This window comes from Prosthecobacter sp. (assembly GCF_049294395.1).
Classification (GTDB): Bacteria; Verrucomicrobiota; Verrucomicrobiia; order Verrucomicrobiales; family Verrucomicrobiaceae; genus Prosthecobacter.
This window is the reverse complement of record NZ_JBAQCR010000380.1, coordinates 21,344-35,202: the sequence shown is the minus strand read 5'-3', so window position 1 is coordinate 35,202 and position 13,859 is coordinate 21,344. Positions and strand designations below refer to the sequence as shown.

Sequence of the window (13,859 nt, the reverse complement as noted above, 5' to 3'; positions counted from 1 at the left end):
CTCCTGCCGCTCCATCAACGCCGCCGGCAGCGCCTGCAGTGCCGAAATGACCGTCATTTCAGCATGAATCACGCGAGAGCGTCAGGGGATTTTCTCCTGACGCTCTTTTTATGTGGGGATGGACTGGGCCAATCTGTGGCCGGCGCTGTCGTGAAGCGGGACGCCTTGGAAGCGCTGCTGGTTGCCGTAGAGTGCGGCGTAGTGCTGGATTTGCTTCCCGGATCTGATGGCGGAAACCCAGGGTCGCCTCGCTGAGACTCGGCTGACCCTGGGCTATGTTCCGCAGCACCTTTGGTGCTGGTGTGAAGCGGAGCGGCACTGGCATGGCGCGCTTTTTAGAAGATCTATTTATGCAAAGAGCTCTTCAAAAACAGCCGAGGATCACACGGCCTTCGGGACTTCGAAACCTGGGCGATATTCGCGGGTGAGGAGGGCGAGGGCTTCGGGGGTGGCGGTGTCACCGATGAAGGTTTCCTTGGCGACATCGATTTCCAGCATGGGGCCCATCTTGATGTCGAGCTTGGAGGCATCGAGTTCGTTTTTGATGAGGTGCTGGTGGAAATCGGCGATGACGTCATTCCAAGGCTGGAAGTCTTTCACGGCAGCCTCGGCTTGTTCGCGATTGTACTTCTGACCGAGGCGGTAGGAATTGTTGGCGAGGTGGCACCAGGCGCTGGAGAAGTGGATTTTTTCCACTTCGCCTTTCAGGTCCTCGGATTTGCGGCTGCGGATGGCGTCGATGAAATTGGCGGCGTGGTTTTTGCCGCCGTCGCCTTTGAAGATGTGGAGCTTTTTGCCTTCGGAGTCGAAGGCGGTGCCGCCGCCGCGGCTGCCGGTGTAGTAGCCGCCTTCGCATTCGATGATGAGGAAGGCGCCGGTGCGGCGGCGCAGATACACGTCGGGAGCCTTCACTCCTTTTTGGCGTGGCAGGTTGTGGAAATCCACGATGACCGGAATGCTGCCGGTGTCCATGTAGGCGAAGTGGGTGTTGGGAGTCTCGCCGGCATCATCCCAGGCAAAACGTCCGCCGCCGGCGATGACGCGCTTGGGCAGAGCGACCTTGTCACGGAAGACGACATTGCGGAGGTCGTCGAGGATGTGAGGGCCCCAGTTGCCCATTTCGCCGTTGCCGGTGTTCCAGTTCCAATGCCAGTCGTAGTGGAATTTTTCGCGGTAGATGGGCTCATCTTTTGCAGGGCCAAGCCAGATGTCGTAGTCCACCGTGGCGGGGGGAGTGAGAGGCTGCGCGCGTTTGCCGATGGAAGCACGCATGCTGTAGTGATTGCAGCGCACGTATTTGATCTTCCCCATGGTTTCGGCATCGAGGAAGGCTTTGATTTCCTCCTGAAGGGGATCGCTGCGCTGCTGGGTGCCGCCTTGGACGATGCGGTTGTACTTGCGCGCGGCTTCGACGAGTTTGCGGCCTTCCCAGATGTTGTGCGAAACGGGCTTTTCGACATACACGTCCTTGCCTGCCTGCATGGCCCAGATGGATGCGAGGACATGCCAGTGATTGCCGGTGGAGACGACGACAGCATCGATACTTTTGTCCTCCATGACTTTGCGGAGGTCCTGGGTGGTCTTGGCATTTGGGAAGACTTTCTTGGCTTTGTCCAAAGCTGCGGTGTCGGGATCGCAGAGGTAAGCGATTTCCACGCCGGGGACCTTGGCCATGCGGCCGGCATTGCCCAAGCCCTGGCCACCGAGGCCGATGGATGCGATGCGGATGGTGTTGTTCGCGCCGAGCACACGGCTGGCTGAGAGGGCGGTGAAGGCGAGCGCGGACCGGGAGATGAACTGGCGGCGTGAGGTCATGGTGAGGGCTGGTTGAGTGCAGTTCTGTCAGAATGATCAACGGCACGCAATCATTTCTTTAAACTTGGCGCCGCCGACGAGGAAGAGGCCGCCAGAACTGCTGCCATGCTGCTGCATGTCGGGGTTTCTTCAAGGAGATGGGGGGATGCGGTTGCTACTGGAGTGCGAGGCGGGCGGTGATCTTTCGCTCTGGCGCGGGGAAGAGCGAGGGGGGCTTGCGGGGTGCTGCGGAATAAATTCCGCGCTCCAAAAAAAGAGGCCGCATTGCTGCGGCCTCTTCGTGGTTTTGAGTGTTGAGCGGATGAGGCTTAGCCCACGTCTTCGGCAGGGGCGGCGTCGCCAGCGGCGGCGGCTGCGTCCTTCTCCTTCATGGCGGCCTTGCGGCTCATCTTGATGCGGCCCTTGTCGTCGATGCCAATGCACTTGGCGGTGACGATGTCGCCGGTCTTGACGACGTCTTCGGTCTTGTTGACGCGGAAGTCGGCAAGTTCGCTGATGTGGATGAGGCCGTCCTTCTTGCCACCGAGGTTCATGAAGGCACCGAAGTTTGTGGTGCTGACGACGCGACCCGTGTAGAGCTTGCCGACTTCAATTTCCTGGGAGGTGCCGCTGATCATTTCGACCGCGCGCTCGATGCCTTCCTTGCGGCTGGCATAGACGTACACCGTGCCGTCGTCCTCGATGCTGATCTCAGCACCGGACTCGGCCTGGATGGCCTTGATGTTCTTGCCGCCAGGGCCGATGAGCTCACCGATCTTGTCAGGGTTGATCTTGATGATCTCGATGCGCGGGGCATACGGGCTGAGAGGCTTCACTTCAGCGATGGCCTGGGCCATGGCGGAGAGAACCTGGGTGCGGCCTTCCTTGGCCTTGACGATGGCTTCTTCGAGGATGCTCAGAGGGAGGCCGGGGAGCTTGAGGTCAAGCTGGTAGCCGGTGACGCCTTCGGAGGTACCGCAAAGCTTGAAGTCCATGTCGCCGAAGTGGTCTTCGCTGCCGATGATGTCGAGCATCGTGAGGTAGCGCTTCATGTTGTCGCCTTCGAACTCGGTGACGAGACCGACGCTGATACCGCCGACCGGGCGCTTGAGAGGCACGCCTGCATCGAGGAGGGCCATGACGCCGGAGCAAACGGAGGCCATGGAGGTGGAGCCGTTGGACTCCATGACTTCGCTGCTCACGCGGATGGCGTAAGGGAAGACTTCCTTGGCTGGGATGACAGGCTCGATGGAGCGCTCTGCGAGGGCACCGTGGCCGATTTCACGACGGTTCTGACCACCGAAGCGGCCGGTTTCACCGACGGAGAACGGAGGGAAGTTGTAGTGAAGGATGAAGCGCTTGGATTCCGGGCCACCTGCGTAGGTGTCCATTTCCTGGGCTTCATCTGCTGGAGCGAGGGTGGCGATGGAGAGAGCCATCGTTTCGCCACGGGTGAAGCTGGCGGAGCCGTGAGTGCGGGGAAGCACGGAGGCTTCGCCGGAAAGCTGGCGGAGCTGATCGATGCCGCGGCCGTCGCAACGGTTCTTCTTGTCGAGGATGGAGATGCGGAAGGCTTTCTTCTGGAGGTAGTCGAAGGCCTGGCTGACTTCGAAGCCGGTGGCTTCCGGGAACTTGGCCTTGATGGCTTCAGCGACTTCGTCCTTGAGAGCGCCGACGGCTTTGCCGCGAGCCACTTTGGAAGGGGTGTAGAGAGCGCCTTCGATGCGATCGCCAGCGACTGCGTAGGCGATTTCGAGGAGCTCATCTTTGACGAGCATGAGAGGAACTTCGCGCTTGGCCTTACCGGCGAGCTTGGTGAGTTCTTCCTGGGCGACGACGAGCTTGGCGACTTCAGCCTGGGCGAAGTGGAGGGCTTTGACGAACTCGGCTTCTGGGAGTTCGTTGGCGGCGCCTTCGATCATGACGACTTCGGTCTTGTTGCCGACGTAGACGAGGTCGAGGTCGCTGTCGAGGCGCTGGCTCTGGGTGGGGTTCACGACGAACTCACCATTGATGCGGCCGATACGGACGGCACCGACGGGGCCTGCGAAGGGGATGTCCGACACGCAAAGAGCGGCGGAGGCGCCGTTCATGGCGCAGATGTCCGGATCGTTTTCGCCGTCAGCGCTGAGGAGGATGGCGACGACCTGGGTGTCGTAGTAGTAGCCTTTCGGGAAGAGCGGACGCAATGGGCGGTCCGTCATACGGCAGGTGAGGATTTCCTTTTCCGTAGGGCGGCCTTCGCGCTTGAAGTAACCGCCGGGGAAGCGGCCTGCAGCGGAGGCTTTTTCCTTGTACTCAACGGAGAGGGGGAAGAAGTCCTGGCCTTCTTTGACTTTCGTCGCGGAGACAGCGGTGACGAGGACGATGGTATCGCCGAGACGCACGGTAACGGCGCCGTCAGCAAGCTTGGCAAACTTGCCGGTTTCGATTTCGAGGGTACCAGCACCGAGCTGGATTTTTTGTGTATGAATGGCCATAGGTTGGCTTGTGTTGTTTGTTTGGTTTGGGTGAAAATATCATCCAGGCTTCAGCCCGACGGTGGTACGGCAATGCGTACCATGCAGCATGAACATCGGCTGTGCCGACATGCGTGTAGAAGCCTGCAACAGAAAAAAGGGGGCGATGTTCGTGACATCACCCCCTCGTGAAATTCTGTTAGCGGCGGAGACTGAGGCTCTTGAGCAGCTTCTGGTAGCGCTCGTTGGCGGTCAGCTTGAGGTAATCAAGCAGCTTGCGACGACGTGCGACCATCTGAAGAAGACCGCGACGTGTGGAGTGATCTTTCTGATGCGTGCCAAGGTGCTGCGTCAGATCGTTGATTCGCTTCGTCAAGAGGGCCACCTGGACGTCGGCGCTGCCGGTGTCTTTTTCGTGGATCTTGAAGGAGGTGGAATCGATGGTGGTTGCTTCGCTCATGGTTCGTTTTAATGGCCGGACAACTTGTCAGGCGGTGGGATAATCTGGGATGTGGGGCCACGAAGGAACCATAAACGCTCTTTTTGGCAAGAGGAAGTTTGAGGGAAGATGGGGAAGTTTGCGGTTTGCCGGGGGAGTTTACGGTTGTTTACAGTGGTTAACGATTGTTGACGGTGGTTGGCCGGAGCTGGGAGGGTGCTCTAAACTCCATAATTTGGCGGCTGGTATTTTCAGGCCACTTGCCAGCGGCGGGATTCGCATCCACTAAAAGCCCCCCCTTCCCCACCATTCATGTCACGCACGTACAACCTCGCAGTCCTCCCCGGAGATGGCATCGGCCCTGAAGTCATGGCCGAGGCGCTCAAAGTCCTCGACGCCGTCGCCGCCCGCTCCGGCCTTCAATTTAACTACAACCACCAGCTTGTCGGTGGTGCGGCCATTGATGCCGTGGGCAAGGCTCTGCCTGCGGAAACCATCGCGGCTTGTGAAGCCAGCGACGCCATCCTTTTCGGCTCCGTGGGGGGTCCTAAATGGGAGAAACTGCCGCCGAATGAGCAGCCTGAGCGCGGTGCGTTGCTGCCGCTGCGCAAGCATTTTGGCCTCTTTGCCAACCTGCGACCTGGGATCTGCTACCCTGCCCTGACGTCTTCTTCGCCGATCCGCGCGGATTTGGTGGAAGGTGGATTTGATGTGCTTTGTGTGCGTGAACTGACCGGTGGCATGTACTTTGGCCAGCCGAAGAGCCGCACGACGCTGCCAGATGGCGACATCGAGGTGATCGACACGATGGTTTATAAGAAGAGCGAGATCGTGCGGATCGCCCATGTGGCCTTCAAAGCGGCGCAACTGCGCCGCAAGCATGTGACCAGCGTGGACAAGGCCAACGTGCTGACCAATTCCGTGCTGTGGCGCGAAACGATGGTGGAAGTGGCCAAGGAGTATCCGGATGTGACGCTGGCCCATCTCTATGTGGACAACGCCGCGATGCAGCTGATCAAGGCTCCGCGGAGCTTTGACGTGCTGGTGACGGAAAACCTGTTTGGTGACATCCTGAGCGATGAGATGGCGATGATCGCCGGCTCGCTCGGGATGCTGGCCAGCGCAAGCCTTGGCAAGCCAAAGGGTGACGGGCTTTACTTCGGTCTGTTTGAGCCTTCCGGTGGTACTGCTCCGGACATCGCAGGCATGGGCATTGCGAATCCGATCGCGCAGATTCTTTCCGTGGCGCTGCTGCTGCGTTTCTCGCTGGGGCTGGAAGCCGAAGCGGCGAGCATTGAGTCGGCGGTGAAGAAGGTCATCGACAGCGGCCTGCGCACTGGTGACATCTTCAGCGGTGCTCCTGGCACGAAGAAGGTGAACACGAAGGAGATTGGCGAAGCGATTATTGCGGCGCTTTGAGGTGATTATCCGCCGAAGAATTCCGGCCGGATGTCGCGCGAGGAATGCAGTACACGAATGACTTCAATACCGGTCTCGCCAAGAGACCGGTAGAAGACAATATAATCCTTGAGCGGCGAACTGCGTAATCCGGCAGCAAGCTCGGGGCGTGGACGCCCGAGACCATTGTGAGCTGCGAGATGCAGCATGTGTTCATTGAGTTTGATAATCCAGCGATCTGCATGCAATTCACTGTCCTGCGCGATGTAACTCCAGATTTCCTCCAAATCGAGGATGCTCTGGTGCGAGCGGATGGCCTGCAGTGGCATTACGCAGTGGCCTGTGAGAGTTGACGCCGAGATTTCATTTCACTCAGGAAATGATCGACATCAAAGTCAGTCACGACCTCGCCTCGTTCGATTTGATCTATGCCAACCTGGATGTCCTTGCGGAGGCGCTCGAGTTTGATGCGATCAAGCTCGTGCTGATCGCGAAACGAATAGAGAGCCTGGGCAACAAGTTCATTTGGCCCGGCAAAATCACCCGCAGCGACGGACGCTTGGATGAAATCGCCGAGTTCCACAGGCACGTTGACGGCAAGCTGGGTCATGGTTGAGAATACTCGTTCCAGTGATCAGGGTCAAGATCCACCGCACGCCAGCGCTGCTATCCATTCACCACGTTCACAGGCTTGCCAGCGAGGAAGGATTGCAGGTTTGCGGCGGTGATGTCGATGAGGCGGGCGCGGGATTCGCGGCTGGCCCAGGCGACGTGGGGGGTGATGACGGAGTTTTTGGCTGTGAGGAGCGGGTTGTCGGCCTTGGCGGGTTCGACGGAGAGGACGTCGAGTCCGGCACCGGCGATGCGGCCTTCGTTGAGGGCTTTTGCCAATGCGGGTTCATCGACGAGAGGGCCGCGACCGGTGTTGATGATCATGGCTTCACGTTTCATGAGGCCGAGGGTGCGCTCGCCGACGAGGTGCTTGGTGGCATCGGTGAGCGGGCAGTGGAGACTGATGACGTCGGACTGGCGGAAGATGTCGTCGATTTCAGCGGCTTCGACACCAGCAGGTGGCGGCTCTTTCCAAGTGCGCTTGGAGGCGAGGACTTTCATGCCGAAGGCGACGGCGATGCGCGCGACGGCGCTGCCGATTTCGCCGTAACCGATGATGCCGAGGGTGCGGCCGGAGAGCTCGATGATGGGGTGATCCCAATACGCGAAATCGGGGCATTTGACCCAGCCGCCGGCTTCCACGCTCTTTGATGCGTGGCCGACGTGATTGGTCATTTCCAGCATGAGTGCGATGACATGCTGTGCGACGGCAGGGGTGCTGTAGCCGGGGACATTGGTGACGACGATGCCGTGCTCTTTGGCTGCGACGACATCGACGATGTTGAAGCCGGTGGCGGTGACGCCGATGTATTTCAAATCTGGCAGCGCCGCGATGATTTCGCGGGTGAGAGGGGCTTTGTTGGTGATGACGATTTCGGCTCCGGCGCAGCGGGCGATGGTTTGATCCAGCGATGTGCGTGGATGCACCTCGCAGGCGGCGATGGCTTCGAGGGGCTGCCAGGAGAGGTCGCCAGGGTTTGCGGTGTGGGCGTCGAGAAGAACGATTTTCATGAGTGGGAGACCCTATGCCGACGATTTGGCGGTGCTCCACTCAAATCCGCCGCAGGAGAATGCCGCCGAGCAGCATTCCCAGAGCGCTCCAGGCGAACCAGTGGCCGACGGGCTGGAGCTGTTTTGCGGGCGCGAGTCCGGCGGTGATGGTGGCGGTGTCGTATTTGGCGAGGGCGAGCAGGCTTTCCGGCGTTTTGCCATTGAGGCGGTATTCGGCGGGATAGGGTGCGTGGTAGTGCTTTACTTCCAGCTTGTCGTGATCGCGGTCATGCATGCGGAGGCTGAGGTGCTTGCGCGTGCCGATGGGGATGCGGGCTTCATAGCGACCGAGGCCGGTTTCGCGGATGGTGACGTCCTGGGTGTTGCCGTTTTCATCGAGCGATTGGGCGGCCCAATGAATGCCGGAGACGGGAGCGCCGTCGTCGCCACGGCGGTCTATTTTCATGATCCATGCGCCGTCGCGGATTTCGCCGCGTGATTCCATGCCTTCGACATCAGCTTTGCGAAGAGCACCGCGCAACACTTGGGCCCAAAAGCGGCCGCAGCCGTCCCAGGCGAGCCATTCGCCGCCCCAGATTTCGGTGAGGTCTCCGGTGTAAGCGAGACCGATGCCGAGGCCGAAGCGGCCGACGGCGAGGAGTGGATCGCCGTTCTCTGCGCCGAGGAGCACCTGAGCGGCAGGTTTGGCCTCGGTCATGACGTAGCCGAGCACGACGGGGAGTCCTTCGGCTTCGTAGCCTGCGAGCATGGGGTGCTCGGTGATGCCGATGTGGGTGAAGACGCCTTCCTGCACGGCGCTCTTGGAGGCTTGCGTGGTCTCCTTGGTGAAGATCTGCGGAAGGGTGGCGGGATCGTTGCTTTCGTAATAGCGGCCTTTGCCGGCTTCGGCGATTTGTGCGAGCAGTTCACGCGCGGCGCCATCACCAAGACCGACGGTGGAAACGGTCATGCCGCTGTCCACCATCTGCTGAACAAGGCCCATGTGGTCTGCTTCTTGAGTTTGGCCATCGGTGAGGCAGATCATGTGCTTCACTTTGGCGGTGGTGCGTTCCAGCATGTCCTTCGCCGCGACCATGCCGGTGTACATGTAGGTGCCGCCGCCTTCGGCAATGGAGTCGATGGCGGCCTGGATGGTGCCCTGCTGTGAGGCGGGGGTCATTTCGCAGACGATTTGGGCATCGCCATCGAAGGCTACGACGGCGATCTGGTCCTGAGGGCCGAGGAGTTCGGCAGCGCTCTTCGCGGCCTGACGTGCCATTTGCAGCGGGAGGCCGGACATGGAGCCGCTTTTGTCGATGACGAGGGCCATGGCGAGGGAGGGTTTCTCTTTTTCTTTTTCGAAGCGGGAGACGAGTGGGAGAACTTCTTCGACGGGAGATTTGTAGTAGCCGCCGAGGCCGAAGCTGTTTTCGCTGCCGGTCATGACCAGACCGCCGCCGAAGTCGGAGACGTAGCTGCGAAGCAGGCTCATCTGGCGCGGGGTCATGTCGGTGGCGGACATGTTGGCGAGCACGATGGCATCGAAGGAGAGCATGTCCTCCATGCCTTCGGGCAGGCCGCGTTTCCCGCGAAGATCGACATCGAAGTCCTGCTCTTTGAGGGCGCGGATGAAGGGGCGCATTTTTTTCTCGTCCTGATGGATGACGAGGATGCGGGGCTTGCCACGGACGGTGATGGTGGTGGTGGCCTGATTGTTGATGGGGAAGTGATCGCGCTCGGGGATGATCTCGGCGCTCCACACGCTGGGGCCGGGAGTGATCATTTCGGTGTCGAACCAGACTTTGGCATCTTCGCCGGGTTTAAGCGCGACGGTTTTCTCCTGGATGGCGACGCCTTTGTTGAGGAGACGGACGCGGGAATTCATGGGCTGATTGGCCATGACGCGTGCGGTGAGGCGCAGGACTTCGCCATGGAATGCGAAGGGAGAGGTGCTTTCGAGACTGACGAGAGCGGCTTCGGGTTCGCTCAGGGTTTTGAGGGGGGCGAACTTCACGTCGACGCCTTCATGGCGCAGTTGTTCGAGTGCTGCGTCCACGCCGTTCTCAGTGTCGATGCCATCGCTGAAGATGATGAGGCGCTTGGCTTTGCCTGCGGGAAAGGCGAGGCGGGCGGCGAGCAAGGAATCGCCGAGACGGGTGTGGGAACGGAAGGCATCATCTGCGACGCCCTTGGTCCAGTCGTCGAGCATCTTGGTGAAGTCTGGGAGCTTCTTGTCGCGAAGGCCACTGGCCATGGCGAAGAGGGAGTGGGTGTCTTGAGGACGCAGGGCTTTCACACCGGCCTCGATTTGTTTGAGAGCGTCTTTGGCGGATTCGAGATCGACGGATTGGGAGACGTCCACGAGGAAGACGACGTGGGCTTCGTCTGTCTCCTCCCCTGCATAAGGCTGGCACAGTGCGAGGGCGAGAAGGATGACGCCGAGGACGCGGAGGGCGAAGGAGGCGATCTTCAGGCCTGAGGGGCGGTCCACCAAGGAGCGCCAGTAGCCATAGCCTGCGCCGAGGAGCAGGAGGAGCCAGAGGAGAGGAGTGAAGGTGGTGAAGCTCATCCGACTTTCCTCCTGTCGTAAAGGATGGACTCACCGACGAGGACACCGAGGGCGAGGACGAGGAGCCAGTAACTGGGTGCTTCACCGCTGGCGATGGGTTTGACGCTTTCTTTGAGAGTGTCGTTTTTGAGCAGGCTTTCTTCGGGTGAGACGAGTGAGGTGGCGAAGGTCCATGAGTCGGTTTCGTGGAAACCGGAGGTCAGCATGGGGCCGTAAGGGGTGGGATCGGCGCGACCGGGGACGCGTGCGCTGGAGCCGGTGGGCAGCGTGGCAGGAGGCATGTCTTCGCGATGGGTGAGATGCGCGGCGGCGTTGTGGATGAGCACGGGGAACCAGGCGCTGAGGTAGAACTGCGCGGCGAGTGGATCGAGATTCACGACGCAGACGGTTTGAGCGCCCTGGCGCATGAGATAGATCAAGGGTGGGCCTGATTCATCAGCGACGAGAACGACTGCGCCGGTGGGGGCGGTGATTTGGCGGGCACCGGCGAAGGTCATGGTTTCGGCGTCCAAGTAGCGGAGAAGCGGATGATCTTTGGCGAGGACCTTGGGGACGGGCGCGGTAATTTCGTCGCCGACTTTGGACCATACGGTGGATTCGCCGGCAGGCTGAAAGACGACGGTGCTGATGTCGGCAGGGACTTTGCCTTTGCTGAGCATGAGCTGGGCGGATTTGGTATCAGGAGCGAGGGAGAGGAGTTGATCGCTGCGCTCGAAGGCGCTGACGGCGTTTTGGAAGAAGAAGGGATCATCGGCCAAGACACCGACGGGGACAGGCTGGCGGGGTGGGACGTAGAGGAAGGCGGAGTTGTCGCTTTCCAGGGCGTCATCGAGACCGAGCGTGGCTTTCCAGCGGCCGGTGGGGGCGTCATCGAGAGTGAGAGTGACGGCGGCGTTTTCGCCGGGCAGCAAGGTCACGGGGATGATTTTGACCAGCTTGTTGGAATCGACATGCATGAGGGTGATGTCGGTTTTCACAGGCTCGGTGAAGGAGGAGACGGGCAGGATGAAGAGGCCGAGACGGGCGGGGCCACCGGGCACGCTGCGGAGATCGGCGCGAGCGATGCCGATGTTTTTTGCGGTGTCGGTGATGCGCAGCACTTCGACGTTGGGAAGACGGTCGGGGGCATCGAGGCAACCGTCGGTGATGAGGAGGACGCGGGTGTCTTTCATCCATTCGTCGCCGGGTTGCAGGGAGCGCAGGGCTTCGACGCGGGATGGGAGTTCTGTGGGCTGGATGGAGTCCACGGCTTCCAGCAGGGCTTTGCGATGACGGGTGGGATGCTCGAGCATGCGAGTGACTTCCGCAAAGGAGGCCACGGCGGCTCGCTGGGTGCCGTTCATGCCGGCGATGAGATCGCGGGCGCGCTGCTTGGCTTTTTCGAGGCGCGTGGTGGTGCCGTCTTTGGCGGACATGGAAGCGGAATGATCCACGACGATGAGGAGGTCCTTGCGCTCATCACCGGCGAAGTCCGGCTCCGCCAAGGCGAAAGCGATGGCGGCAAAGGCGAGGGCCATCAGGAGGAGGGAGAAGACATCGCGCAGGCGTTTGAAGAGAGCGGAGGCTTTCTTCTCGGTGAAGATTTTCTGCCACAGGAAGAAGGCGGTAACCGGCTTTTTGCGCGGGCGAACTTTGAGGAAATAGATGGCGGCCAGCGGTGCGAGGGCCGCCAGGGTCCAGAGAAATGCCGGGGCGAGGAAGGTCATGTGACGAGACCTCCGCGACGCAGCAGGTCTGTGATGACGGACTCAAACGACACGTCGGTGTTGGTGGAGAGAAAGCCGAGGCCGCGTTTGGCGCAGGCCTGTTTCAGGCCGAGGTTCCATTCGGCCATGGCGTTTTCGTAGAGTTTGGCTTCACGCGGTGAGATGGTGACGCGTTCGCTGCGGCCTGTCTCGACGCATTCGAGGGTCACGTCCCCTTTCCACTCACAGCGGAGGTCGTTGTCGTCGAGTGTTTGCAGGCAGAAGACTTCGTGCTTGTGCCATTGCAGGCGGCTGAGGCCTTCCTCGTAGCCACCGGGCAGGAGGAAATCTGAGATGACGCAGACGAGGCCTTTGCGGCGGTGACGGGCTTCGAATTCGCGGGCGCAGGCGTTGAGATCGGTGTTGCCGCCGAAGGTTTGCGCAGCCTCCAATGAGCGCAAAAGTGGGATGACTTGATTGCGGCCGCGCGAGGGTTCGAACAAGGGCTGCAAGCGGTCTGCGAGGCCGTAAACGGCGAGACGGTCCAGGGTGTTGAGCGCGATGTAACCCAGAGCGGCGGCGAGCTGCTTGGCGTAGGCGTGCTTGGAGGCCATGGAGGGGCTGCAATCGATGAGGAGGTAGATGGTGGCGTCTTCCTCCAGTTCGAAGAGCTTGATGAGCAGTGACTCGAACTTGGCATAAACGCGCCAGTCGATGCTGCGGTAGTCATCGCCGAGGGAGTACTGGGCGTAATCGGCGAAGGTGATGCCTGCGCCTTTTTTCGTGCTGCGACGATCCGACTGCAACGAACCGCCCAGGATCTTGCGTGCTAGCAAGTAGAGGGATTCGAGGCGGCGGATGAAGGCTGGATCGGTCAGGGTCATGCCTTCACCTTTTCGATCACGTCAGCGATGACTTCGTCGGTCTTCACGCCTTCGGCCTCGCCTTCGAAGGAGAGGAGTATGCGGTGACGGAGAGCGGGAGTGGCGGCTTTGGCGATGTCTTCACGGGCGACGTGGTAGCGGCCATCGAGGAGAGCGCGCACGCGGGCGGCGGCGAGGATGGTCTGGGCACCGCGTGGCGAGGAGCCGTGGCGCACGTATTTTTTCACGCGATCGGTGGCATTCACATCGGTGGGATGGGTGGCGCGAACGATTTTGACGAGGTAGTCCTGCACGCTGGCCTCGAGAGGAACTTCGCGAACGACCTGGCCCATTTGCAGGATGTCATCGCCGGTAGCGACGGCGTTGATTTCCGGGGAGGATTTGCCGCCGGTGCGGTTGAGGATTTCGATGAAGTCACCATGGCTGGGGACGGGCACGTAAAGTTTGAAGAAGAAGCGGTCGAGCTGGGCTTCGGGAAGCGGGTAGGTGCCGTCCTGCTCGATGGGGTTCTGCGTGGCAAGGACGAAGAAGGGAGAGCCTAGATTGTGCGAAGTGCCGGCTACAGTGACGCGTTTTTCCTGCATGGTTTCGAGCAGGGCTGACTGCGTCTTGGGCGTGGCGCGGTTGATTTCGTCGGCGAGCAGCACGTTGCAAAAGACGGGGCCCTGCTGGAACTCGAAGACTTTTTGCCCGCCGCGTTCGACGAGGATTTGAGTGCCGACGATATCTGCGGGCAACAAGTCAGGCGTGAACTGGATGCGTTGGAATTTGAGGTGAAGTGCCTTGGCGAGCGTGTTCACCAACGCGGTTTTGCCGAGGCCGGGAACGCCTTCGAGCAGGACATGGCCACCGCAGATGACGGCACTGAGCACCTGCTCAATGATGTCCTGCTGCCCGACGATGAATTTGGAGACTTCGGCTCTGAGTTTCTCAAATGTTTCTTTGAAGTGAACAACAGCAACGGGAGTTTCGGGCATGAGATTAGAGTGTGGTGAGTGAGTGTTGAGCCAATGACGAGTGAATGTGACC

At 60.4% G+C, this 13,859-nt stretch carries 11 protein-coding genes; 2 read left to right on the top strand and 9 right to left on the bottom strand.

The window, feature by feature from the left end; translation table 11 throughout:
* Positions 1-381: 381 nt before the first annotated feature.
* The 3 genes from WAW39_RS25505 to rpsO all read right to left on the bottom strand — a co-directional run bounded on the left by WAW39_RS25505 (position 382) and on the right by rpsO (position 4,713).
* Entirely contained in the window at positions 382-1,815 is a 1,434-nt protein-coding gene (locus WAW39_RS25505; RefSeq protein ID WP_422321979.1) for a Gfo/Idh/MocA family protein, read from the bottom strand.
* Positions 1,816-2,123: 308 nt separating this feature from the next.
* Positions 2,124-4,274, bottom strand: coding sequence for a polyribonucleotide nucleotidyltransferase (locus WAW39_RS25500; RefSeq protein WP_422321978.1), 2,151 nt, complete (start codon positions 4,272-4,274; stop codon positions 2,124-2,126).
* Between the two features lie 178 nt (positions 4,275-4,452).
* Positions 4,453-4,713, bottom strand: a complete 261-nt coding sequence (gene rpsO / locus WAW39_RS25495) for a 30S ribosomal protein S15 (protein ID WP_397382009.1) — start codon at positions 4,711-4,713, stop codon at positions 4,453-4,455.
* A gap of 291 nt (positions 4,714-5,004) precedes the next feature.
* Here rpsO and leuB point away from each other — a divergent pair, with 291 nt between their 5' ends.
* Positions 5,005-6,111, top strand: a complete 1,107-nt coding sequence (gene leuB, locus WAW39_RS25490; protein WP_422321977.1) for a 3-isopropylmalate dehydrogenase — start codon at positions 5,005-5,007, stop codon at positions 6,109-6,111.
* Positions 6,112-6,116: 5 nt separating this feature from the next.
* On the opposite strand, the gene WAW39_RS25485 is transcribed toward leuB, so the two are convergent.
* Positions 6,117-6,419 carry a type II toxin-antitoxin system RelE/ParE family toxin gene (locus WAW39_RS25485; RefSeq protein WP_422321976.1) on the bottom strand — a complete coding sequence of 101 codons (303 nt, stop codon included), beginning with the start codon at positions 6,417-6,419 and terminating at the stop codon, positions 6,117-6,119.
* A 50-nt stretch (positions 6,420-6,469) separates the two neighbouring features.
* On the opposite strand from WAW39_RS25485, the gene WAW39_RS25480 reads away from it, so the two are divergent.
* A complete protein-coding gene (locus WAW39_RS25480) occupies positions 6,470-6,706 on the top strand; it encodes a hypothetical protein (RefSeq protein WP_422321975.1) in 237 nt (78 codons plus the stop codon).
* A gap of 50 nt (positions 6,707-6,756) precedes the next feature.
* On the opposite strand, the gene WAW39_RS25475 is transcribed toward WAW39_RS25480, so the two are convergent.
* From WAW39_RS25475 to WAW39_RS25455, 5 genes are read right to left on the bottom strand one after another with little or no spacing between them, the layout of a single operon-like run.
* Positions 6,757-7,713, bottom strand: coding sequence for a D-2-hydroxyacid dehydrogenase (locus WAW39_RS25475; protein ID WP_422321974.1), 957 nt, complete (start codon positions 7,711-7,713; stop codon positions 6,757-6,759).
* Between the two features lie 40 nt (positions 7,714-7,753).
* The gene (locus WAW39_RS25470) at positions 7,754-10,261 is read right to left on the bottom strand and encodes a VWA domain-containing protein (RefSeq protein WP_422321973.1); all 2,508 of its coding nucleotides are present in this window, start codon (positions 10,259-10,261) and stop codon (positions 7,754-7,756) included.
* Positions 10,258-11,967 carry a vWA domain-containing protein gene (locus WAW39_RS25465; protein ID WP_422321972.1) on the bottom strand — a complete coding sequence of 570 codons (1,710 nt, stop codon included), beginning with the start codon at positions 11,965-11,967 and terminating at the stop codon, positions 10,258-10,260. Before WAW39_RS25465 ends, WAW39_RS25470 begins: the two co-directional genes overlap by 4 nt.
* The gene (locus WAW39_RS25460) at positions 11,964-12,830 is read right to left on the bottom strand and encodes a DUF58 domain-containing protein (protein WP_422321971.1); all 867 of its coding nucleotides are present in this window, start codon (positions 12,828-12,830) and stop codon (positions 11,964-11,966) included. The genes WAW39_RS25465 and WAW39_RS25460 overlap by 4 nt, the downstream gene beginning before the upstream one ends.
* Positions 12,827-13,807 (bottom strand): AAA family ATPase, encoded by a 981-nt coding sequence (locus tag WAW39_RS25455; protein WP_422321970.1) that lies wholly within the window; start codon positions 13,805-13,807, stop codon positions 12,827-12,829. Before WAW39_RS25455 ends, WAW39_RS25460 begins: the two co-directional genes overlap by 4 nt.
* Positions 13,808-13,859: the final 52 nt, after the last annotated feature.